This window comes from Shewanella sp. 10N.286.51.B8, from assembly GCF_041469325.1.
Classification (GTDB): Bacteria; Pseudomonadota; Gammaproteobacteria; order Enterobacterales; family Shewanellaceae; genus Shewanella.
Genome location: NZ_JBFRKG010000018.1, coordinates 165,087 through 188,767, shown reverse-complemented (window position 1 = coordinate 188,767; position 23,681 = coordinate 165,087). Strand labels below are relative to the sequence as shown.

The window sequence follows — 23,681 nt, the reverse complement described above, 5'->3', positions numbered from 1 at the left end:
GATACACATTAACCTATTTTTACTGAATGATTACTGAACAGTTAGTTTGTTATTTGAGCAGATTTTGGGTTGGTCGGTATTAATCTCTATCAAATGTTGTTTCAGCAAGTATTGCTAGAGTAGGTTAAGCTTATATTCAGGTAACTGCTTGTATAATCCGACAAGTATAGAATTGTTGATTTTTTAAACACTAGGTTCATAGCTAGGGGAAAATGATGAAAATGAAATATTTACTATTAGCAGGTGCATTGGTATGTAATGTTGCTGCAGCTAAGGACGAAGTCGTGGTCAACCCAGTGACTGAAGACGGTGTGGTTAAAATTCAATGGCAAGAACCTAAAAAGTACCGAGATTTAAAAACGGCCAATGAAGTGAAATCTCGTTTTCAGCAGCGCTTTTTCGACACTATGACTAAAAATATCAACAAAGAAGCTGAAAAGATTTTAAAACCAGAGCAGAAACTTGAGATGGTGGTTTCTGATGTGGATTTAGCCGGTGATCTGCGGCCAACATTTGGCGCGACCTCCGCTAGTGAACTGCGGATTGTAAAAGACTTATACCCACCACGTATGACCTTTAGCTACAGCATCACTGAAGGTGAGCAAGTGATTATGGCCGGTGATGAAAAGTTAGTTGATATGAACTTTATGTATGGCACCCATTCAACCCGTAATCAAAAGCCGTTTGAGTATGAGACTAAAATGCTTGAAGATTGGTTAAAGAAAACCGTAGCACCTAAGTTATAAATATCTATGATTCAGTAGTTTATGTTATATTTAAAATCTAAAGCGGCTTATTGATAAGCCGCTTTTTTGTGCCTAAACATCACTAAGTGCTGGTGTCAGCTATTTGGTGTTCTGTTTGAATAAGTGCAAGGTTTGCAGCAAAGCACCGAGCTTTTTCACATAAGCCTCTAAGGTTTCAGGCGGAATATGTCTGAGTTCTTGGATCTCATCTAACTCGTCAGCTAATTCTTGTACATAAGGCAAGAAGCGGTTACTACTTTGGCTAAAGCCTTGTTCTTCGGTAAAAATTGCTACAAACTTACCGTGGCCGACTTGGTGTAATTCATCGAGTCTTTTATCGGCATCAATGGCTTGACGGTATCCTGTTTGCAGGCTTTCTTTTATTTGCTGGATAACTTTGGTATACGGCATGATAGCCTCATTCAACATCTTCAAATTAAGCTAAATTATAAGGGTCTGCTATGGGACTAACAAGTCTAATGGATTTTAAATTAACGTTTGCTGCAACAAAGCGTTGCTCTGCTTATTTGAGTTTGTTAATCGTCGCTATTTTAAGCTGTGGTTTAGCGACTGCAGCTGAAACCGACACGCCGCCTTTTTATAAAGTCACTTATCAAGGTAAACAGGCATTCATATTAGGCTCAATTCATGTGGGCAAAGCTGATTTTTACCCGATGGCACCGGTTATTGAGCAGGCTTTTTCTCAGGCTGATGCATTGGTAATTGAAGCGGATGTGACTAAAGCCGATACTCAACAACTATTAGGTCAATATGGCCTAGCAACTCCAGCAAGCAGCGTCGATTTAGGGCAGGCTTATCCAGCTTTTTGTAAACTCAATTTAGCGGTTTGTCAGGGATTATCGCCTTTAGCGCCATGGCTTCAGGCTGCGCAAGTAGCATTAGTGCGTTTCAGTCAGTTAGGGTTTAGCGCTGAAGAAGGGGTGGATGTGACTTTTGTAGCTAAAAATCAAGGGCGCACTTTGTTAGAGCTTGAAAGTGTGGCCTACCAGTTTGAGTTGATTTCATCTTTTAGTCAGCAAACGCAACGGCAAATGTTAGATGAAGCGGTTGAGACAAGTGATGAAGAAATGCTGGAAATGGTGGCCGCTTGGCGCGGTGGAGATAAACAAAAACTTGCCGATATCATGGAGCATCAAAGCGATGATGTAGCCAAAGAATTAGTTGAAAAACTGCTGTGGCAGCGGAATCAGCAAATGAGTCAGCGCACCATAGCGCTATTAAACGAAGGCAATTATCAGCAGCTGTTTATCATTGTCGGTGCAGGCCACTTGGTGGGCCGCCAATCGATGCCGATGATATTAAAGCAAACAGGGGCTGAGGTAACAGATTGTTGGCATGCCCAGTGTTTATAAACGCCAGTGAGTAAACTTTGGGGCTGTGCGGTATTTTTACACTGTAGTATAATGCGCGCATTAAAGCATTTGTGAGTAGTGTGAAACGGAGAAATACCGTTATTTTGCACAGTAATTTCACCGTATAAAAAGGTAAGCCACTTGAGTAACGATTACTCTATAGCATTAACGTCAATGCCGTCGTTGTTGTCTTTATACCGCAAAATATTATTATCGCGTAAGCCTGGTTGGGATCAGCAACCTTTACCAAAGATCCATGTACAGACGGATGGCATTAGATTATCAGATAAGAAAATTCGTCAATATGCTGAGGTATGTCAGTTTGATTATGATGGCAAAGTGTTACCGCCAACATTTTTGTACGTGCTTGCATTTAGATTACATGCCACCATTTTTACCCATAAAGCGATTACCTTTCCTTTATTGGGGATGATCCATCTTAAAAATAGCATTAGCTTGTATCGGCCTATTAACGCTGATGAGGTTTTTAAGGTTGAGTGCAACCTTATTACTAGCCAAACCACGGATGCAGGACTTGAATTTGAACTAGAATCTAAAGTCTATGTTGGTGATGAACTCGTGTGGCAAGCCTTATCAACTTACCTATACCGTATTGAGTCTAAAGGCCGCAGAGCAAGACCACCGCGAGCTTCTGATATGGTGTGGGAAGACGTCAATACCTGGTCATTAGCTGAAAATTTAGGCCGTCAGTATGCCAAAGCCTCAGGTGATTATAACCTGATCCACCTGCACCCAATGGTGTCTAAGCGTTTTGGTTTTGATCGTGTTTTAGCCCATGGAATGTGGTCTAAAGCCCGTTCACTTGCTGGGTTGATGCAATTTATTGGTGATAGACCATTTAAGGTGGACGTAGAGTTTAAGTTGCCAGTATTTATGCCTTCGGATGTCACCTTTGCTTTTGAAAGCATAGAAAATGGTAAGCGTTTTGAAATGCGTGATATTAAAGGCCGCAGACCACATCTAATGGGTACCATGTCGTACTTAGATTGATACCCTAGCGTTATCGGTAAATGCATAACAAAAAAGCCCGCAGCAAGAAATTGCAGCGGGCTTTTTAGTATTTTAAGGCTATTAGATTAACTTGTCACAGCTTAGTCTGCCGCCTTTTCATGATAAATATGCACATCTCGTTGTGGGAATGGAATACTGACGCCTTGGGCATCAAACTGCATTTTCACTTCACGAGTAATATCCCAATAGACTTCCCAGTAATCCACTGGATTTGCCCAAGGGCGAACCACAAAGTCTACTGACGATTCACCGAGTGTATGTAACTTAATCGTCGGCTCTGGAAACTTTTTCACTTTTGGGTGAGCCATAACAATATCGGTTAAGATTTTTTCCGCTTTAGGAATATCATCGCCATAGCCAATGCCAAAGGTCATATCCACACGACGTTCTTGCTCGGCGGTGATGTTATTGATGGTATCGCCCCAAATCTTATTATTAGGAATAATCAAGCGTTGGTTATCTAAGGTTTTCACTGTGGTAGAGACTAAGCTCATATGGCTAACACGCCCCGTAACACCTGCAGCATTGATTAAGTCACCGACATCGTAAGGGCGGTAGATTAAAATCATCATTCCTGAGGCAAAGTTAGATAAGGTATCTTGCAAGGCAAAACCGATAATCACACCAGCGATACCAAAACCTGCCAGCAGTGGTGCTAATTCAAAGCCAAGTTGTGATAGTGCGATAAGCAAACCTAACGCGAAGATGACGTTACCAGAAATAGAGGTGAAGAAATCTTGCAATAGCATGCTGAAATTAAGCTGGGAAGAATTAACTGCTTTGCGAACCACTTTTTTAACTAATTTAGACACTAAGCTGGTTAAAAATAAAATGATGATGAAGATAACCACTTTAAAGGTAAGCCCTGTGCCATTTTCCAGCGCTTGATTTTTAGCTATATCCATCCAGTCATTCAGTAAACTTGACGCTACATCAAAGTTTAAAACATCTTGAGTAATATCCCCTGAAACACTAAATAGCGTTTGCTTAATTTGCGCAGTGTCTTGGCCTAAGTCATCAAGCATATCGGCGGCAATACTTAAACTGCTGCTGTGCTGTGATAATCGCTCTTTGAGTTCAATAACTTTGGATTTTTGCTCGGCAGTGATATCAGCGCCAGCAGTTGATGCGTCACTAATCGCTTGTTTAAGTTGGTTTTGGGTATAGTTGACGATACTTTCAAGATAGTCAGCCCGCAGGGTTAGCTCATTGGTTAATGCTGTTTTGGCACTGTCGACATTAATATTTAAGGTGTTGGCCCAATTGATTGTTTGTAGTTCAGCCTGTAAGTAAAGATCCCTGTCGGCTTCACGATCAATAACCGCTTTCATTGTTTGAGTCTGATTTTCGTCATCTAATGCCAGTTTCAGGGCTGTGATGTCATCATCTAAATATTTACCGACATTATCTAAAAAGCCCAATTGTTGCTGTATTTGCGGGGTGAGATAGGCTAAATCCGGGTTTTCTTGATTAACTAATGAATCTAATTTTTCTCGTAGTTGATTGTTTTTATTTAGAATGCGGAATTCACTGATTGCTTTTAATTCACCTTTTGCGGTTTTAAGGTAGCTTACATCGGCATCAATGCGTTGTTGTAGTTGGGCTATTTTATTAATGGTTGCAGGGGCAGCTGGCGCTGCAACACTGCTTTGTGAAAAGCTCATTAAGCTGACGAAACAACATAAGATAAGCAAGATTCTAGGCATGATAAACGTCCTGTATATTGATAATGACTTTATCATAAGTTATTGAAGGAAGTTTGACGATAATTTGCTAGACTAACGCACTTTTTATTTTCAGCTACAGGTTGCTCATCATGGCACTGCAATGCGCACATTGTCACAAGCCTATGTCGATTAGTAAGATCAGTGGAACTCGAGGTAAGGGGTTCTCATCGCATATTCAGTGCTATCACTGCCAGGCTTGGCTTGGTCGCCATCGTTATCTTACGATGTTAAAAATACTTGGCTTTTATACTGCGGTAGGTGCGGGGCTGACAGGCTATTTTGTGGCAGGATTAGCCAATATCATTACCCCCGTAATCATGCTGTCGCTGATCCTTACAGGGGTAACGCATTTAATGGATCATTTATTGGTTATTGAAGCGCCTGAAGAGGGCTCTCAAACAAATTAATCTACTACTTGAACTTGATTTTCTAGTGATGTTTCAACGTAGTAAATACCGCCAAGAACTACAACACCGATGATCACCATTGTTAAAATAATGCCCACATTGTCTTTTAATAAATTCATCATAGATAATTCCTCTGTCATTGGCAGATTAAATTGGTATTTATAGTAAATATATTAGCCTTTTCAGCTTAAGCTAATCTTAAAATAGCATAATGTTGAGAGGGTTAAAGCGCCCTTGTTGATCACAAATTTTCAGTAGAAGTGATTTGTAACAAACTTGTAGTTGATTTTTTAGTTTTAATTTATAAGAATAGCAGCCATTGTTACTGGGTATTCGCTGATATGATTTAATGGATGAGACTAGTTAAGTGAGATTTGCTTTGCACATAAGACGAAATATTGCGATGTGGCTTTGCGCCATGCTCGTATTATTGTCTTTTGCCGCATCCGCTCACGAATCTGTTCATAAACATGAAAGCATTAACACTCACTGCAGCTTATGTTTTCATAAGCATCAGGTTCACAAAACCCTTCCAAGTATTGAATTTAGCATTCCGGTTGTACGTCAAGAGTATGAACTCACACCGTTAGCCAATTCAGAATCTCTTAGTTCACATCAGGCTTATTACCATAGCCGCGCACCGCCAATCTTTATTTAATTCAACAGTTTAATTAATAATTATAAATTATATTTCCCGACTATTAAGTAAAATAGCCGGGTGTTTGTTGTATTTTGGAGATTTTATGTTTAGTTCAAATAAACGACTGTCAGCAGTCGCAATCGCGTGTGCCTTTTCTTCAAGCTCTGTTTTTGCAGAAGATTCAAGCTTAACCAATCCTAATATCAGTGCGGTGTTAGATGGTTTTTATCAATCAGGTGATCGTGGTTTAGGTGGCAGAAGTGAAGGCTTTGGTTTGGGTGAAACTGAATTTGCTATCAGCGCTAATATCGATGATATGTTCTACGGTAAAGTCACTGCGATATTAGAAGTGCATGACGGCGAAACTGAACTTGAGCTTGAAGAAGCCTTTATTCAAACCATGGGTATGCCTGGCGGTTTTGGTATTCGCGCTGGTCGTTTCTTGTCTGATGTGGGTTATTTAAATAATCAGCACATTCATACCGACGCTTTTGCTGATCGTCCTGGGGTTTATCGCGCCTTTATGGGCGGGCATTACTTTGATGATGGTGTCAGATTAACTTATGTAGCGCCGACAGATTTGTATTGGACTATGGGTGTTGAAGCCTTTAGTGGTAAAAAAATGCGCGCTGAAGATGAGCATGACGAACGTGACTTTAGTTCAGTAGGGGTGTATTCGGCATTCACCAAGTTTGGCGGTGATATTGGTATCTCGAGTTCTTGGCAAGTGGGTTTAAGTTACTTACGTAATGAAAACGGTAAAACTTATCTAGAAGATGAGCATGAGCCCCATGTTGATGACGATCACGACCATGAAGGTCATAGCCATAGCGCAGCCTATACTGGTGAAAATACCTATATTGCAGACTTTGTCTACAAGTGGGCACCAAATGGTAATTACAAATACCAACACTTAACTGTTAGCGGCGAGTACTTCCGGGTAACTGATATTTTCTCATTTGAAGAAGATCATGAAGAAGATCATGAAGATGAACATGAGATACTCAGTGCTGAAGGCCATGACGATTACCATCAAGGTTGGTACTTAAGTGGCGTGTATCAGTTCTCGCCAAATTGGTCTGCTGGTTTACGTTATGGTGAAGTGGATAGCTTTGAAGCCCACGGCGATCACTTAGACCCACAAAAGCTAAAAGAAACCGAATTAAGTTTGGCGTGGCATCAGAGCCATTTCTCCACCGTACGTCTACAATATACTAACCAGAAAGGCACCAACTTTGATGGTTTTGAAGACGATAATATCATTACTCTACAATATGTTATGTCATTAGGAGCTCACGGTGCGCATCAATTCTAAAAAACTAATATTAGCAGCTGGCATATTTGCCAGCTTGTTAACGAGTTCTGCAAATGCAGCGCTTAATGTATTTGCTTGTGAGCCTGAGTATGGCGCATTAGCAAAGGCATTAGCTCCTGATGCTAAAGTCTATTCAGCCACGAGTGCGCAGCAAGATCCACATCAAGTGCAAGCGCGTCCAAGCTTAATTGCTAAAATGCGTCAAGCTGACTTAGTGGTGTGTGCTGGCGCCGATCTCGAAATTGGTTGGTTGCCAATGTTGCAGATGAAAGCCTCAAACAACAAAGTGCTTTCAACTGATACTGGGCTTTTTTATGCCGCGGATCATATCGAGACCTTAGATCAACTTGAGCAAGTGGATCGCTCTATGGGTGATGTCCATGCCAAAGGTAATCCGCATTTACATTTTGACCCTAGAAAGTTCCTTAAAGTGGCGCAGGCGTTATCAGCGAAAATGATTGAGTTAGATCCTAACTCAAGTGCTGAGTATCAAGTTGCATTAACTGAGTTTACTGAGCAGTGGCAGCAAGCTATTCCGCGCTGGGAAGCGCAAGCGCAATCGCTGAAGGGCAAAAAGGTCATTGCTTACCACTCAAGCTTTCGATATTTGTTTAACTGGCTCGGCATGGAGCAAGTGGCAGATCTTGAGCCGAAGCCGGGCATCCCACCCAGTAGTAGCCATTTAGCTAAACTTGTAAGTCGCAGCCAACAAGGTGATGTGATGGCGGTGATAGTGGCCTCATATCAGGATGAGCGTGGCGCACATTGGTTAGGTGAGCGCACTGATTTGCCTGTGGTGATTTTGCCAATGTCAGTAGGTGGCAACAGTCAAAGTCAGGATTTGATTAGCTTATATGACAGCGTACTGACGTTATTAACTGAGGCGCAATAAGCCTATGCTAGATATCGAGCTGCTATTGATTTTGTTTCCGGCATTTATTGCCGGAATCATCATTTTGTCTACCCATGTGGTGTTAGGTCGACAAGTACTTAAACGCGGTATTATTTTCATCGACTTAGCGATTGCCCAAGTGGCTGCGCTGGGGGCTATTGTGGCTCATATGGATCATAGAATTGAAGATATTCCTTATTCTCATGTGTGGATGCCTGCCATATTTGCCTTGGGCGGCGCTGGGCTTATTGCTTGGTTATCCAAGCGTTTTGCCGATGAATTAGAAGCCTTTATTGGTTGTTTTTATGTGCTTAGCGCGGTTGGGGCAATGTTGTTATTGTCTAATGATCCCCATGGCGCAGAGCTGTTAAAGCAGCTAATGTCGGGGCAGATATTGTGGGTAAATTGGTCGCAGCTTGTGCTGCCGGCTTTGGTGTCAGTAGCGATCCTCGCTTTAATTGCATTGAAGCCTCAGATCCTCGAAGGCGCAGGTTTTTACTTTCTATTTGCCATAGTGATTACACTATCGGTTGAATTAGTGGGTGTTTATCTTGTTTTCAGCACCTTAATTTTGCCAGCGTTAGCGTTAAATCAGTATGTGGGTAAATATACCTTGCTGCTGGCTTATGTGGTGGGATTTGTTGGTTACCTAGCAGGGCTTATACTTTCGGCTAGTTATGACTTACCTAGTGGCGCAGCCATTGTTGCGGCATTAGCGGTCAGTGCTGTGTTAATGCGTTTACTGCTCAGTAATCGTTCTAATAAGGCTGAAATGTAACGCTGCAGAATTAATGATGCGTTAATGTTTAAGGCATCATTAATTCACTTTTAGCAGTGTATAATGCCAAGCATATTAATTATCTGAGCTATTCAGAGCATTAATCCGCTTGGTATAACTACTTTAAGCTTACATTTGTACACCGAAATTAACTTAAGCTATTGAGTCCAGCAGATGTGCTGGCTATACTGTCGCCACTTTATTTGTAGGAGTCTGCTGTGCTGTTAATTGCTCGTTCAATTATTCTAGCAGTGTTACTAACACTGGCGTTTTTTTTCGCAATCATCCTTTGTATTGTTAGACCTATGCATCGTGATAATGTCCATGTGATTGCTAAACTATTTTCATCTGTTGCTCCTATTTTAGGGATTAAAGTGATTACCCGTAACGCGGTGATTAACCCTCAAGTAGACACTGGCGCTGAGGCTAACGCTGGTACTGACACTGAAACCGAAGCAAGCCTTAAGCAACCTAAGATCTATTTAGCGAATCATCAAAATAATTTTGATTTATTTACCCATACCTCTGCAGTGCCGGAAGCCACGGTGAGTTTAGGTAAAAAAAGCTTAGCTTGGATGCCATTATTTGGGCAGATTTATTGGCTATCAGGCAATATTCTGATTGACCGTAAAAACCGTCATAGTGCCTTTGATACTATGGCCAAGACTGTTAAGAGAATGAAAGAAAAACTGTTATCTGTATGGATTTTCCCTGAGGGGACACGCTCTAGAGGGCGCGGTCTACTGCCGTTTAAAGTCGGCGCATTCCATACTGCTATCGCCGCCAAAGCGTCAATTGTGCCAGTATTAGCATCTTGCCAAAATCATATTAAACTTAACAAGTGGAATAATGGTGTGGTCATTGTCGAAATGATGGCACCTATGTCGACCGCAAACGTGGATAAAGCCGATGCGAAAAAGCTTTGTGCTAAGGTGCATCAAGTGATGTCACAGCGTTTAGCTGAATTAAATCAAGAAGCATCGCTATTAATGGCTAAACCTCAGTAGCTTTATCACGTATAATTAGCCCTATAGCGTATTTAAATTTGTTAACGGAGAGAATCCATGTCTATTGAAGCTCAACTTAAAGAGCAATTTGCCGAGAACCGTGAAATTATTCAGGCGCTGCTTGATGATGGTTCACAAGCTGATGCTGAATATACTATCGAGCATCATTTCTCTTCGACTAACTTTGATCGTTTAGAAAAAGCCGCAGTTGATGCTTTCAAATTAGGTTTTGAAGTTAACGACGCTGAAGAGATGGAGCTTGAAGATGGCTCAACCATTATTTGCTTTGATGCTATCGCCAATCATGCTCTTGAAGCATCGTTACTTGATAAAGCATGCGAGCAGTTAATGCTGCTTGCTGCCAAGCAAAAAGTTGATTATGACGGCTGGGGCACCTTCTTTATTGGTGACGAAGAAGAGCTTGATGAAGATGAAGACCAAGATGACGACGGTTTCTAAATCATTAACGACTATCGCTTAACTAGCGTCACTCGTTTAATAAATAAGCCCACTTAATTGTGGGCTTTTTAATGGCTTATCGCGGTGGGGATAAAATGAACCTCTGCAGGTTATTTTTCAAATACCGTGGTTTGATTACGGCCATTTTCTTTCGATTGATATAAAGCTTTATCGGCGCCAGATAACCAACTTACACTGCTAGTGGTGGCAGAGGATAAATCATTAACGCCAATACTGATGGTCATTTTAATGATTTGATTGTTATAAACCACTTGCGAGGCTTCGACTTTTTTACGCAGTCGCTCAGTGAAGTATTTTGATTCAGCAGCGGTGGTATAAGTCAATACTACCGCAAACTCCTCACCGCCATAGCGGCCGGCAAAATCAGTTTCACGTAATGATTGCTTTAATATGTTGGCGAGGCTTTGAATGACTTTGTCACCTGCAGGGTGGCCGTATTTATCATTGATGGCTTTAAAATGATCGATATCAATCATTATCATACTGGCTTTTTCACCATAACGGGCAAAGCGCTCGTATTCTTTTTCAAAGCAAACTTGCCAATGACGGCGATTATACAACTGGGTTAAGCTGTCGGTTTGGCTGAGTGTTTCTAGTTGCTCATTGACTGATTTTAGCTGTAATTTATTGATGGCGATATCAGTCACATCATAAACGATAATACTAATATGGGTGATTTCACCCGTTAGCGACGCCAGTGGCAGCAAAGTAATGTTTTGGTACATGTAATCAGCGCGGCCAGTGATCGGGCGATAATTTTTAAACTGGAAGACATAAGGGCGCTGCTCCCAGCTGATGAAAGATCGGTTTTTGAGTAGAAATACCGACTCCATTTTTTGCTTAAGCCATTCAGAGGGTAAATCGTTAAACGCTTCAAAAAGATTGCGACCTTTAATACTGTTAGGTGACACACCGCTATGGTTTTCCATGAAACCATTCCAAAGCTGGATATTGTAGTCACGATCTAACACCACCAAGCCAACTTCAATGGTTTGTACCATATCAATAAGCCAGTGTAGCTCGTTCATTGCGCTTTGATCAGTAGCCATGCTCTAACATCCGTATTGTATTATTCTTTTTATATGCAATGTTAAGTCATTGCAATTAACTAACTGTTTATATGATTATTATCTTAATCTATTCAAATATATAGTGAAGCTTTGCATTCAATGTAGGGATTGAGTCTTCCGTAAATAACAGTAATAAGTCACACTGAATATTGTGGTCTTCAATCTGATAATTGATTTCCATGGCAAGGGTGCGTTGCCATTTTTCTGAGTTGTCATGGATAAGCTCATTTACCGTGCAGTGGCGACCAAGTACAACGGGGTGACCTTGACTAAATTTCATATCAAGCTGCTCTGAAATGCCATTCAAGAATGCCCCAATAAGCACATTACCAGTATCAATGAGCACTTCAATTTCATTGTTAGCATCTTCAGGATCACTGTGGCCCATGAGTTTAGCCATGTCAGCAAAGCTTGAGTCATGGAACAGTAATAACGCCTCACCAGCAACCCCAGCGCCAATAAAACCTTGGCATAATGCAGAAATCTTCGAGCTTTCTTCGGTGGCTTTAAGTGCCATGGTCAGTTCGCTGACTTCTAAAACATTGACGTTGGGGATTGGCAGTTTTACAAAAACATCGAGTAGTTTCGCTAATAAGTCGGCAGCGCGGCCCATGGCGACATTGGCAATTTCTTGGCAAGCGTCACGTAAATCAACTTTAAACATCGGCGTGTCATTGGTTGATTGTTTAAGGGCTAAAGTTAAAATGCCGTATTCTTCTAAGATATTGCTGATGGACTCAGCACTAACCGGCTTTTGAATAAAATCTAATGCGCCAAGGGCTTTTACTCGCTCATGGGCTTTTAATTGAATATCACCAGAGACCACAATGACTAAGGCGGGCAAGTCTTCTCGCTGAATGGCTTCTAGTACTTCATAGCCATCCATGACGGGCATATTAAGGTCGAGAAAGACAATTTCCCCTTTTCCTTGACGGATCACCTCCAAGCCTTCTTCACCATTGGTGGCGTAACTGATTTCAACATCCCAATGTTTGGGAAGTGTTCGCGCCATTTGTTTTCTGGCTAATCCTGAGTCATCACAGATTAAAATAGGAATAGTCATGGCTACAGCAGATCCTTTTACAGGGTATTATTATTTTGAATGCATTAGCTATTACTCGATCGAGCACTTAAACGAACTCCGATTAAACAAGAAAAATGAGTCGATGAGTAATGTTACTTTTTATGGGCAAACATACTACAACTTATTGCTGACTTTTCGCACCAAAAATCGACAATTTTTTGGCGTTTAACGAAAAAATGCTCTTAAATTCAGTAAATCTGAATTTTGACGGCACTTTTGTTCCTGCGGGAACATATATATTGTTGTAGTTTTAGCAGCTTATGAAGAATATCAAATTAGCTTAACTATTCGCCAGTAAGCCAATTTATGCTAACGTAACTTCTGGACTGACCAGTTATTATTTATATTAAGGATGAACAATGAATAAGAAGTTAGTGGCGTTAAAAAAACAAAACGGTATTGCTTTTGTGACGCTAAACCGACCAGATAAATATAACGCGCTCAATTATGAAATGTTTAAAGCCATTGATAAAACCATTAAAAATATTAGAAAAGATAGCGAAATTAATGCGGTCATATTATCCGGCGCCGATGGTAATTTCTCTTCGGGCTTAGATGTTAAAGCGATTGCTAAATCCCCCTCCATGATTGCCAAATTGCTGTTCAAATGGCTACCAGGTAATGCCAACTTAGCCCAGCGGGTGTCTATTGGCTGGCAGCGTTTACCCATCCCTGTGATTGCAGTATTAGATGGCTGCTGTTTTGGTGGCGGTATGCAAATTGCGCTAGGGGCAGATATTCGTATTGCAAGTGATGATGCCAAGCTGTCTATTATGGAATCAAAATGGGGCTTAGTTCCTGATATGGCAGGACTGGCAGCGCTTAGACAGGTGATGCCCAAAGATAAGGCCTTAAAAATTACCTATAGCGCAGAAGTGCTATCAGCCGCACAGGCGCTAGATTTTGGTTTAGTGACCGAGAAAAGTTCACAGCCATTGCAGCGTGCTATTGAGCTTGCCGAGCAGTTTATGACCCGCTCTCCTGATGTGAATGCGGCCATTAAAATGAGCATTAATCATAGTTGGTCAGCCTCAACAAGGCGGTTATTAAGTCGTGAGTCTTTAAGCCAAGTTCGCCTGTTAGCGGGTAAAAACCGTATCATTGCCGCTAATCGTGAAATAAAGCAAACCGAGCAAGCTTATCAGTCTCGTCAGCCTTGGTGGTGATAATGAGCGAGTCAGTTGTGAGTTAATCAGCTTTTAGACTAGTGCGGCCAATACTGCATTACACAAATTTAGTGAATAGCTGAAAGGCCATTGGAGTTTGATTATTATGCGATGTTATTGAAAAAATTGAAAATACGCTTTATTACTCAGTCTTAAAATAAGCAAATAGCCATTAAGGGGCAGCAATATGCTGGCCCTTTTTATCGTGCGGTAATGACTTTACTAAAGCCTGCAATATGATGCAGCACTTGCTCCCAACCACTTTGATTATCGAGATTAAGCGCTAATTGATATTGGCGGTAATACTGGCTCGATTTAGCTTTATTGAGTGCTTTTCTGCTAGCACTTTCAGTCATAGATATTTGATGAGCATCGGCTGATTGCAGATCCAGTATTGGGATATCGATTTCTCTGAGCTGTTGGGCAATGGATAAACCGCGATGTTGCGGCGCAATAATCTGCTCATATTCACGATAGGGGTTGATCACCACTAATAAGTCGGGCTTGGCTAGCTTAGCTTCAAAAAGTAAGTTAATGACCATGCCCGCACTATCATCGGTGACGATTAATAGTCTTTTTCCTGGGAACTGCGCCTCAATAGCTTGCAATTGGTCGAGACTGTCCACCATAAGTTCTTGCTGAAAGTTACGCAGTTCAAGTAGTTGGTTTGAGCTAAATTTGGGGGCTTGCTGGTGACGACTCAGGGTTAACTGCGCTTCACCGGCTTTGGGAATTTCTTCGGCGTCAGTTGCAAAATTTGGTCGGTATAAACCTTCAGTGGGTTTTATGCTCAAGCTTGCCCAGCCAAATGCGGGGATCTCATCACGTAAATAGCGAATTAGGCCACTGCCACTGGCGGGGGAATCGGTTGGACCGACGATAATAGCTGCGCCGCGCTGGTGCGGGCCTTGCCAAGGTTTGACCCAAACTGGCTGTTGTTGATCTTGGACGCTGATAAATTGTTTTCCAGCATTAGCAGTAGGCAACTCACTGGCTGCCATAGCATTGTGACAGAAAAGGCTGAGGCTAAAAAGACTGGTAACAGATAAAACAAACAGAGGCTTTAGCAGCAATGTGGCTTCCTTAACGAATCTTGCGATGTCATCACTATAGACTTGTGCGCTTATGTTTATGAGCTTATGTTTATGAGCTTATGTTTACGCTAAACACTTAAAACAATGACAAAAAATAGATACAAAAAAGCCCTGAAGTTCAGGGCTTTTTGCTTCGAATTAGCAGTGTATTATACGTGGCTAACTAATACCATTCTAATAGCGTCAAGTTGGAATTGACTATCATCAATATAGCCATTTAATTCAGCCATTTGATTGCGAATAAAGTCCACTTCAGAATCTCGAATATTCGGATTCACGGCCTTTAGCGCTTCAAGTCGGGTCAACTCACTAGTTAGCTGGGTGGTCATTTTTTCACGGGCTTGCTCAACCAGTTTGGCTAATTCTATTTCAGCCTGTTGCTGACCTTTGGCCAGTAACGGGTGCAAAATAGGTTGTGATGCATTCACAAGCTTACTGGCAATATGACGGTTAACCGCACTTAACTGTTTATCAAAGCTCTTATAATCGACTTTGTCAGCTAAGTTTTGGCCACTTTTATCCAATAACACTCGGATAGGGGTTGGTGGCATATAGCGATAAAGCTGTGATGACTTAGGTGCCGAAACATCAGCCATGTAAATTAACTCAAGGAACAAGGTTCCAGCAGGTAAGGCTTTGTTTTTAAGCACTGCAACACTGGTGGTTCCGGTTTCTGAGTCAGTGATTAAGTCTAACGCCGTTTGCACTAATGGATGCTCTTGGGAGATAAAGGCAATATCATCACGTGATAGGGCAGTTTCACGATCAAATGTCACAGAAATACCATCTTCAGGCAGACCTGGGTACGATGGGAATAGCATGTGCTCACTTGGGCGTAATACGATTGAGTTCTCGCCGCGATCTTCTTGATCCACACCGATAATGTCCCACAAGCGGATCACCGAACCAATTAAGTGGGTATCTGAGTCTCGCTCCGCTAAGCGTTCAACTAACTTTTTAGATTGCTCGCCGCCATGGGAGTTAATCTCTAACAGCTTATCGCGGCCTTGCTCCATCGCTTGCTTAAGTGCTTGGTAACGGCTTTGGGTACCGTTAAGCAGCGCTGTCATTAGCTCTGGGTTGTCATCGTTGAGTACGTTCATTAGCTCATCAGCAAATTCATTGAACAATACATGGCCACTTGGGCAGGTAAGTTCAAATGAGTTTAAGCCTTGATGATACCAATGCATCAGTCTTTCTTGGGCGGTGTCTTCAAGGTATGGCAAATGAATTTGAATATCATTTTGCTGACCAATACGATCTAATCGACCAATACGTTGCTCAAGTAAGTCAGGGTTGAGCGGTAAATCAAATAGCACTAATTGACTCGCAAATTGGAAGTTACGCCCTTCAGAGCCAATTTCAGAACAAATTAACGCCTGAGCGCCGCCTTCTTCTTGGGCAAAGTACGCGCCGGCTTTGTCACGTTCAATAATCGACATCCCTTCATGGAAAACGGTTGCCTGAATACCTTCACGGGTGCGCAGTGCTTCTTCAAGGCTTAATGCCGTTTCTGCTTGGCTAGCAATAATCAGCACTTTTTTACTGCGATTATCTTTTAAGAATTCAATTAACCAATCGACTCGCGGATCAAACTTCCACCAACTGGCACTATCGGTTTCAAAGGCTTGATACAGTTTTTCAGGGCTTAGAGATTGCTTAGCTTGATCTTGAGCTGATTTTTTCGATCCCATCATGGCATTAACGCGCTCAGCCGTGACGTATTCTTGCGGCATAGCCAGTGGATGCGGATTAAAAATACGGGTCGGGAAGCCACTGACAGAGGCGCGGCTGTTACGGTATAAAATGCGGCCAGTACCGTGACGGTCGAGTAAATCTTGTAATAACTCAGCGCGGGCAGCTTGCTGGGCGTCAGCATCGACATCATCTGCTTGGATAAGCTTAATGCTTGCGCTGATGTCTTTCTCGCTGAGTAATTCGGTTAAGCTGACAACAGCACTGTCAGCTAACTTGTCGTTGGCAGCTAATGCTTCGGCGGCCTCGGCAACGCTTTGATAGCTTTTTTCTTCTTCAAGAAACGCGTTGTAGTCGTAGAAGCGATCTGGATCCAGTAATCGTAAACGAGCAAAGTGACTTTCATGGCCTAATTGATCTGGCGTTGCCGTGAGCAATAACACTCCAGGCACTTCTTCACTTAAGGCTTCTACGATTTGATAAGCGCGACTTGGGGCGGTTTCGCTCCACTCAAGGTGATGGGCTTCATCCACTACCATTAAGTCCCAATCGGCATCGACAGCTTGTTCTAAACGGCGCTTTTTACGTAATAGTTCTAATGAACAAATGACTAATTGTTCAGTGTAAAAAGGGTTGTCGTTATCGGCATAGGCTTCAACGCAGCGATCTTCATCGAAAATAGAAAAACGTAAGTTAAAGCGGCGCAGCATTTCAACTAACCACTGATGGCGCAAAGTGTCAGGCACAATCACTAAGATACGTTCAGCACGGCCAGTCAATAATTGTTGATGGATAATAAGGCCAGCTTCAATGGTTTTACCCAAACCTACTTCATCGGCTAAAAGTACTCTAGGGGCATAGCGACGACCGACTTCATGGGCAATCCACTGTTGATGTGGAATTAAACCAACACGTGGGCCTTGTTGCCCAAGCAAATCTGAGGTGGCAAGTTTATGGCGTAGCATTTGGCTTTGGTAACGAATACCAAAGCGCTCTAGACGATCAATTTGACCGGCAAATAATCTGTCTTGTGGTTTATTAAAACGAATGTTGTGGTTTAGTAAGGTTTCACGCAGACGTACCGTTTCGTTGGTCTCACTGTGGATACCAACATAGGTGACTAAACCATCTTTTTCTTCGACTTCACTGATGGTTAGGCTCCAGCCTTCATGGCTTTCTACGGAGTCACCGGGATTAAAAATTACACGAGTTAATGGCGCTTCACTGCGGGAGAACAAACGGTTCTCATCGGCGGCAGGAAACAATACTGTCACCATACGGCCTTCAACAGCAACCACAGTTCCTAAACCAAGTTCTGACTCGGTATCACTAATCCAGCGTTGACCTAAAGAAAACGGCATTTTTTACTCTCATTCGGGACGGATAAACACAAAGGGCGCGTATGTTATACCAAACGCTACTCAATTTAAATTCTAGCAGTGATTTAAATATTCATCTGAAGGAATTTCACTTTTACGCCAGCGAATTTTTGACATCTTAGTGTCATCTTGGTGTCATCTTGGTGTCATCTCAGTGCCAACTTTAACAACTTAAACTCGAACCTTTAATCAATAAAATGATATTGAGACTTGATATAATTACTGGCATAGTAAATTTAAGTTTGGTTGAAAATCAATCATGATGATTCGATTAATCCAGCTTATGAACAGGAGTTTATATTGCTTTAATCCCATAGTTACATTTTGTATTGAGCACTCTGGAGGCGCCATGGAACGAGACGACAGAAAGTTGTTTGTACTGGATACCAATGTGTTACTACATGAACCTTTAGCGATATATTCGTTTAAAGAACATGACGTAATAATTCCCATGACTGTGTTAGAAGAATTAGACAATATAAAGGATAGAAAGCACGATATTAGCCGTGATGCCCGGGTCGCGATTAGGGCATTGGAAGACATACTTGGCGGTAAGACCTCGCCGGAACAAATTCTAAACGGCGTTGCACTCCCAAGCCGCGAAGGACATTTAGACGTATCAGGTAGTTTATCTATTTTCCCCGACCATCAAATCGACTTTATCATTGGCGCTCTGCCAGGCGATAATAACGATAATCGTATTATTAACACCGCACTTCATCTACAAAATCTGCATCAGCCTCGTCAGGTCGTATTAGTCACCAAAGACATTAATATGCGCCTTAAAGCTAAAGGGGCGGGTATTGAGCGAGTTGAAGACTATCGCACCGATCAGTTAATTGATGATATTCGCTTTTTGGCGAAAGGCTTTTATCAGTTTGACGGTGATTTTTGGGACAAGGTGGATAAAGTCTCTACTGATAGAGAAGCTGGCAAAGTCGTCCATCAGGTGGATATCGATGCCGTAGGTAACGAGCCCTTCTACAGTAATCAATACCTTATCGATGAAACCTCTGATTTTTGCGGCAAGGTTGCCAGCAAAACCGCAACACATCTTAATATCATCGATTATGGCCGCGAAAGGCTTAATCATTTGCAAGCTTGGGGTGTTAAACCTAAGAATATTTATCAGGGGATGGCGTTAAATGCTTTGCTAGATCCAGATATTGACTTAGTGATCCTCACCGGCCCCGCCGGTTGTGGTAAAACCTTAATTGCCATGGCGGCTGCGCTTGAGCTGGTGGTTGAGCAAAACCAGTACGAAAAAGTCATTGTAACCCGTAACACCCCTGAAATTGCCGAGTCCATCGGTTTTTTACCTGGCACCGAAGAGGAAAAAATGGCGCCCTGGCTTGCGGCAATTACTGATACCCTTGAGGTGCTGCATAAAAATGATGTTAACCCCACCGGCAGCATGAACTACATCATGGAGAAGGCGAACGTGCAGTTTAAATCGATTAACTTTATGCGTGGCCGCTCGATTCAAAATTCAGTGGTCATTTTAGATGAATGCCAAAACCTGACCGCATCACAAATCAAAACCATGATCACCCGCATGGGCGAGGGCACCAAACTAGTGTGTTGTGGTAACTTGGCGCAAATAGACTCAACCTATTTGACGGCGGTGACATCAGGTTTAACCTATATTGTGGAGCGTTTTAAAGACTTTGACGGCAGTGCCAATATTTACCTTAATGGTGTGGTGCGATCTCGCTTAGCAGAGTTTGCTGAAGAGAACTTATAAGCACTTCTGCTTTAAAGTACCGTTTATGGCTACCTGTTAGGTGGCCATTTTTTATTTTTAAGCAATCTGTTTCAACGAGCTCTTTTAACGCGCCTTTTATGTAAGCGGCCAGTTTACGGGTTATTGCCAAGAATAATGGTCAGATTTTTGCTATGTTTTTAGTGGAATGGAGTGAAAAATAAATTAGTCATGTTTTGTGAACATTTATTCGTGTGATTGCGAATATGTTCCTGATAATATGCATAAATAGACATTGTTAGCGTACCTCCTTTTTTACCTTATTAAATATCTACGCTGCTAAGAAAAGCCAAAGGGTTTTCAATGAAATCGACCGAGCCAGAATTACAATTAAAATCGCTTATTCAAAGAAAGTATAACCGAGCCGTTTTTTATACTTATATTGGTGTAATTGTTATGGCACTTTTATCGGCATGGGTATTGTTTGAGCGTGAAAAAACCCAGCTAATTAAAGAGCGTGAAGAGCAAGTATTGCGTCATGTCTTGCAAATTGATTTACTGCTGGAGTCGAGTATCCGTGCAGTAAAAAGCTTACGTAACGTCGCCGTAGATAACTTACGTTTAGGCGAGTTAGTCCGTAAAGATCGCTTACCTCAATACGAAAAATTCAATGAAGATGGTCAATTTTTTACCTTAGAGCCAAGTTATGCCACTAGTGGTGAGCCCTTTACCAATATGGGGCGCATTACCGGTATGGGTACCCTTGATGGCCGCAGCGACAGGTTTTATCAAGAATTAGAAATGCTATTTGAGCTGTCGTTGTCTTTCCCTGTTGCGAAAGAGGCCGCCCCTAAAGCTTCTTCGATTTATTACATATCCAAACAAAGGATCATGTCGTCATTTCCGTGGACCAATGACGAGTACCGTTTTCGAGAAGAGCTGCTTAATAAAAAACAATTCCAACTTGCTACTCCTGCCATGAATCCGCAGCGCAGTGTTTTTTGGCGTGAAGCTTATGTAGATTTAGCCGATCAAGGTTTGTTAACCACCCTAGGTCTGCCAGTATATCTTGAAGATGAGTTTATTGGTTCAATCAATTTAGACATGACTTTGGCATCGTTAGCTAAGCAAATGCGGATGTATTTTAAAATGCCGGGTACAGTGATTTTGCTGGATCAATATAACAATATATTGTCCCACAGTGATTTTGAAGCCAGCGATATGAACCGGGTTTATCATATCAGTCAGCGCATTCCGTCAGAGCTGCATTCTTTGCCTGAATCTGAAATGTTCGATGCCCATGATGGCATACTGCGCAACGGCTACTATATTCACTCAGTCGCGCTGCAAAACCCGCCATGGCGCTTGCTATATCTGCAAGATGAAGACCTGTTATTCCAAGACGCTTGGGATAAGTTAAAAGTGAGTTTCTTACTGGTGGTTTTCGCCTTGTCAGTGCTGGTGACCATTGTTCACTGGCAAACTCGCCGCTCATTCGTTAACCCTGCCTCACGTTTATTGACCCATTTGGAAGAGTGTTCTCGCGAGCCTAAATCGCCACCTGAAAAAATCACTGAAGGTTGGGAGCCGTGGTTCTTGCTGGTGAGTCGTATTTTTGAAGAGAACAAACAATATACCGGTCATCTAGCCGAGCAAAATAAACGTCTGGATAACTTAGTCGCAAGGCGCACCCAACGTTTGCGCGATACTACTGAGCGCCGAGAACGTGAGTTTGCACTATTACGCTCATTGATTGACTCAATCCCAGAGGCGATTGTTTACAAAGATAAAGAAGGTAAGTATTTAGGCTGTAATAAATCGGCTGAGTACATGCTGGGCTGCAAAGAAAGTGACATGATCGGGCAATTGTCCCTTGATACCAGTTACGATCAAGGCGTGCGTAGCCGCGAAGAAGATCAAAAAGTATTAACCGAACGCTCACTGATGCGTTATCAAGAAAAAGCCGATATTGGTGGTAAAACGGTACTGCTCGATACCTTAAAACTGCCATTTTATAACCGCCGCGGCGAGTTATTAGGGCTTATTTCAGTATGGCGTGATGTCACCCGTGAATATGAATCGGCTGAGCAATTACGATTATCTGAAGAGCGTTACCATTTAGCCATGGATGCAGTAGAAGATGGCTTGTGGGATTGGTATTTAGATTCAGAGCAGCTGATTTGTAACCCCGCATTTTATTCAATGCTAGGTTATAAGCCGAACGAATTTCCAGCGCTTATTTCAGCAACGGATGCACTCATTCACCCAGACGATCGCATGCGAGTCGAAGAGTATCGAAGTGCATATGCGCTAAAGCCCAAAGGAACCTATGAGATTGAATACCGTATGCGCTCTAAATCTGGAAAGTATCATTGGGTGCTGTCTCGGGGCCGAGCAGTGGAGTTTGCTGCCGATGGTCAGTCTAAGCGAATGCTGGGTACGCATAAAGATATTACCCGCCAAAAGAGTAACGAAGTGGCCTTGCTTGAAGCTAAGCAAGATGCTGAGTTAGCCAACATGTATAAGAGTGAATTCTTGGCCAATATGAGCCATGAAATTCGTACACCGATGAATGCCATTATCGGTATGTTGCAATTGGCGCTGCGAACTCAGTTAACCGCTCAGCAAAAAGATTATTTAAATAAAGCGGGATTCTCTGCTCAGTCATTACTGCGCATTATTAATGATATTTTGGATTTCTCTAAAATTGAAGCGGGTAAATTAGAGCTTGAAAGGGTGTCATTCCCACTGGATAAAGTGCTTGATCATGTCATTGATATGAATGCGCAAAAGGCTCAAGAAAAAGGCGTTGAGTTACTACTATATGCCCCGGTTACCGCTGGGCTAATTCTCAGTGGTGACCCTCTGCGTTTAGGGCAAATTTTAGTTAACTTATTATCTAACGCGGTTAAATTTACTCAAAATGGTGAGATTGAACTGGGCTGTGAAGATGTAGGCGAGCGAGATCACCGTATTACCCTTAAGTTTTGGGTACGCGATACCGGTATTGGTATTAGCCAAGAGCAACAAGCGAACTTGTTTGATGCCTTCTCCCAAGCTGATGGTTCTACCACTCGAAAATATGGTGGTACCGGATTAGGCCTGTCTATTAGTAAGCATTTAGTCTCGCTGATGGGCGGCACCATGGCCGTTGAATCAGAGCTCAATCAAGGGAGTACTTTCAGCTTTACCATTAGTTTTGAAATTGCTGAAGAAAATGTGGTTGAGCCATTGGTGGTGCCAAAGCAGTTAAATAACTTAACTACCTTAGTGGTGGATGATAACCCAAGTGCTTTGCAGATATATTCCACCTTGATGCGCGACTTTAGCTTTGGGGTGAAAACCGCGCAAAGTGGTGCACAGGCACTAGATGTTTTAGCCCACAGCCCAATAGATTTATTATTGCTTGATTGGATGATGCCTGAAATGGGCGGCGGCGATGTGATTAATATCATTGATGAAATGGTTGCTGATGGGCGGATTAAAAAGCGTCCGGTGATTATTTTAATGACCGCTTATAGTGCTGAGCCGTTAGAGGCCGAGTTTGATGTCAGTCGTGTGTTTGCTGTTTTGCAAAAGCCTTTTAAAGCATCAGCCTTGTTTGATGAGATTATTGGCGCCTTTGCCGCTGAGCCTCAATTGAATGTAGCGCCTGTGGTTGAAGAGGATTCCGAAGCTGCCAAACAAACCGGATTAGTCTTGCTGGTTGAAGATAACTTTATTAATCAGCAGGTAGCCACCGAGCTACTTAAAAGCGCCGGTTATGAAGTTGAAGTGGCTGATAATGGTCAAATAGCACTAGATATGATCGATACTCGTCCGTTTGATGCCGTATTGATGGATATTCAAATGCCGGTCATGGATGGCTTGACTGCTGCCAGAGAATTACGTAAGCGTTACACTACAGAGCAAATGCCGATTATTGCCATGACGGCCCACGCCATGTCTGGTGACAGAGAGAAAAGTATTCAAGCGGGCATGAATGCCCATATCACCAAGCCGATAGTATTAAATGAATTGTTTGATACCTTAGAGCATTGGATTGACTATAAAAATCAGCAGCAAAAATAACAACAATAATGGCGTCAGTTAAG

Annotated in this window: 20 protein-coding genes; 13 read left to right on the top strand and 7 right to left on the bottom strand. The window is 42.3% G+C overall.

Features of this window, described 5'->3' with window-relative positions; genetic code table 11:
• Window positions 1–215: 215 nt before the first annotated feature.
• Window positions 216–746: a DUF3016 domain-containing protein gene (locus tag AB4160_RS08675; protein WP_102436634.1), complete on the top strand. Its 531-nt coding sequence runs from the start codon at window positions 216–218 to the stop codon at window positions 744–746.
• A 99-nt stretch (window positions 747–845) separates the two neighbouring features.
• On the opposite strand, the gene AB4160_RS08670 is transcribed toward AB4160_RS08675, so the two are convergent.
• Window positions 846–1,157 carry a prephenate dehydrogenase gene (locus AB4160_RS08670; protein ID WP_076540628.1) on the bottom strand — a complete coding sequence of 104 codons (312 nt, stop codon included), beginning with the start codon at window positions 1,155–1,157 and terminating at the stop codon, window positions 846–848.
• 50 nt (window positions 1,158–1,207) lie between these two features.
• On the opposite strand from AB4160_RS08670, the gene AB4160_RS08665 reads away from it, so the two are divergent.
• Together AB4160_RS08665 and AB4160_RS08660 are read left to right on the top strand one after the other, a co-directional pair.
• On the top strand, window positions 1,208–2,119 hold the full coding sequence (locus AB4160_RS08665; protein ID WP_102475361.1) for a TraB/GumN family protein: 912 nt from the start codon (window positions 1,208–1,210) through the stop codon (window positions 2,117–2,119).
• Between the two features lie 141 nt (window positions 2,120–2,260).
• The gene (locus tag AB4160_RS08660; protein ID WP_241901136.1) at window positions 2,261–3,130 is read left to right on the top strand and encodes a MaoC/PaaZ C-terminal domain-containing protein; all 870 of its coding nucleotides are present in this window, start codon (window positions 2,261–2,263) and stop codon (window positions 3,128–3,130) included.
• A gap of 101 nt (window positions 3,131–3,231) precedes the next feature.
• Here AB4160_RS08660 and AB4160_RS08655 read toward each other — a convergent pair whose 3' ends face one another.
• Complete coding sequence (locus AB4160_RS08655) at window positions 3,232–4,857, bottom strand: mechanosensitive ion channel domain-containing protein (protein ID WP_372004225.1); 1,626 nt, start codon at window positions 4,855–4,857, stop codon at window positions 3,232–3,234.
• Window positions 4,858–4,967: 110 nt separating this feature from the next.
• On the opposite strand from AB4160_RS08655, the gene AB4160_RS08650 reads away from it, so the two are divergent.
• Window positions 4,968–5,285 carry a hypothetical protein gene (locus tag AB4160_RS08650; RefSeq protein WP_102436642.1) on the top strand — a complete coding sequence of 106 codons (318 nt, stop codon included), beginning with the start codon at window positions 4,968–4,970 and terminating at the stop codon, window positions 5,283–5,285.
• On the opposite strand, the gene AB4160_RS08645 is transcribed toward AB4160_RS08650, so the two are convergent.
• A complete protein-coding gene (locus AB4160_RS08645; RefSeq protein WP_277869338.1) occupies window positions 5,282–5,407 on the bottom strand; it encodes a hypothetical protein in 126 nt (41 codons plus the stop codon). The genes AB4160_RS08650 and AB4160_RS08645 overlap by 4 nt on opposite strands.
• A 296-nt stretch (window positions 5,408–5,703) precedes the next feature.
• Between AB4160_RS08645 and AB4160_RS08640 the strand changes: the two genes are divergently transcribed.
• The 6 genes from AB4160_RS08640 to rraB all read left to right on the top strand — a co-directional run bounded on the left by AB4160_RS08640 (window position 5,704) and on the right by rraB (window position 10,376).
• On the top strand, window positions 5,704–5,943 hold the full coding sequence (locus AB4160_RS08640) for an ABC-type zinc uptake system zinc chaperone (protein ID WP_157936424.1): 240 nt from the start codon (window positions 5,704–5,706) through the stop codon (window positions 5,941–5,943).
• Between the two features lie 85 nt (window positions 5,944–6,028).
• Entirely contained in the window at window positions 6,029–7,240 is a 1,212-nt protein-coding gene (locus AB4160_RS08635) for a hypothetical protein (RefSeq protein ID WP_303459621.1), read from the top strand.
• Complete coding sequence (locus AB4160_RS08630; protein WP_102436646.1) at window positions 7,224–8,132, top strand: metal ABC transporter solute-binding protein, Zn/Mn family; 909 nt, start codon at window positions 7,224–7,226, stop codon at window positions 8,130–8,132. The genes AB4160_RS08635 and AB4160_RS08630 overlap by 17 nt, the downstream gene beginning before the upstream one ends.
• Window positions 8,133–8,136: 4 nt before the next feature.
• Entirely contained in the window at window positions 8,137–8,910 is a 774-nt protein-coding gene (locus AB4160_RS08625; protein ID WP_102436648.1) for a metal ABC transporter permease, read from the top strand.
• A gap of 218 nt (window positions 8,911–9,128) precedes the next feature.
• Window positions 9,129–9,917, top strand: a complete 789-nt coding sequence (locus AB4160_RS08620) for a 1-acylglycerol-3-phosphate O-acyltransferase (RefSeq protein ID WP_303459618.1) — start codon at window positions 9,129–9,131, stop codon at window positions 9,915–9,917.
• A gap of 57 nt (window positions 9,918–9,974) precedes the next feature.
• Complete coding sequence (gene rraB, locus AB4160_RS08615; RefSeq protein ID WP_102436652.1) at window positions 9,975–10,376, top strand: ribonuclease E inhibitor RraB; 402 nt, start codon at window positions 9,975–9,977, stop codon at window positions 10,374–10,376.
• Between the two features lie 110 nt (window positions 10,377–10,486).
• On the opposite strand, the gene AB4160_RS08610 is transcribed toward rraB, so the two are convergent.
• Window positions 10,487–11,446 (bottom strand): sensor domain-containing diguanylate cyclase, encoded by a 960-nt coding sequence (locus tag AB4160_RS08610; protein ID WP_102436654.1) that lies wholly within the window; start codon window positions 11,444–11,446, stop codon window positions 10,487–10,489.
• Between the two features lie 88 nt (window positions 11,447–11,534).
• The gene (locus AB4160_RS08605) at window positions 11,535–12,530 is read right to left on the bottom strand and encodes a response regulator (RefSeq protein WP_102436656.1); all 996 of its coding nucleotides are present in this window, start codon (window positions 12,528–12,530) and stop codon (window positions 11,535–11,537) included.
• A gap of 380 nt (window positions 12,531–12,910) precedes the next feature.
• On the opposite strand from AB4160_RS08605, the gene AB4160_RS08600 reads away from it, so the two are divergent.
• Window positions 12,911–13,717, top strand: coding sequence for a crotonase/enoyl-CoA hydratase family protein (locus tag AB4160_RS08600; RefSeq protein WP_102475359.1), 807 nt, complete (start codon window positions 12,911–12,913; stop codon window positions 13,715–13,717).
• Between the two features lie 200 nt (window positions 13,718–13,917).
• Here the strand turns inward: AB4160_RS08600 and AB4160_RS08595 are convergent, their stop codons facing one another.
• Complete coding sequence (locus AB4160_RS08595) at window positions 13,918–14,790, bottom strand: DUF3530 family protein (protein WP_102436662.1); 873 nt, start codon at window positions 14,788–14,790, stop codon at window positions 13,918–13,920.
• 170 nt (window positions 14,791–14,960) lie between these two features.
• A complete protein-coding gene (rapA, locus tag AB4160_RS08590) occupies window positions 14,961–17,867 on the bottom strand; it encodes an RNA polymerase-associated protein RapA (RefSeq protein WP_102436664.1) in 2,907 nt (968 codons plus the stop codon).
• A 367-nt stretch (window positions 17,868–18,234) separates the two neighbouring features.
• Between rapA and AB4160_RS08585 the strand changes: the two genes are divergently transcribed.
• Window positions 18,235–19,629 (top strand): PhoH family protein, encoded by a 1,395-nt coding sequence (locus tag AB4160_RS08585; RefSeq protein ID WP_102436666.1) that lies wholly within the window; start codon window positions 18,235–18,237, stop codon window positions 19,627–19,629.
• Window positions 19,630–19,950: 321 nt separating this feature from the next.
• A complete protein-coding gene (locus tag AB4160_RS08580) occupies window positions 19,951–23,658 on the top strand; it encodes a response regulator (RefSeq protein WP_102531221.1) in 3,708 nt (1,235 codons plus the stop codon).
• Window positions 23,659–23,681 lie beyond the last annotated feature (23 nt).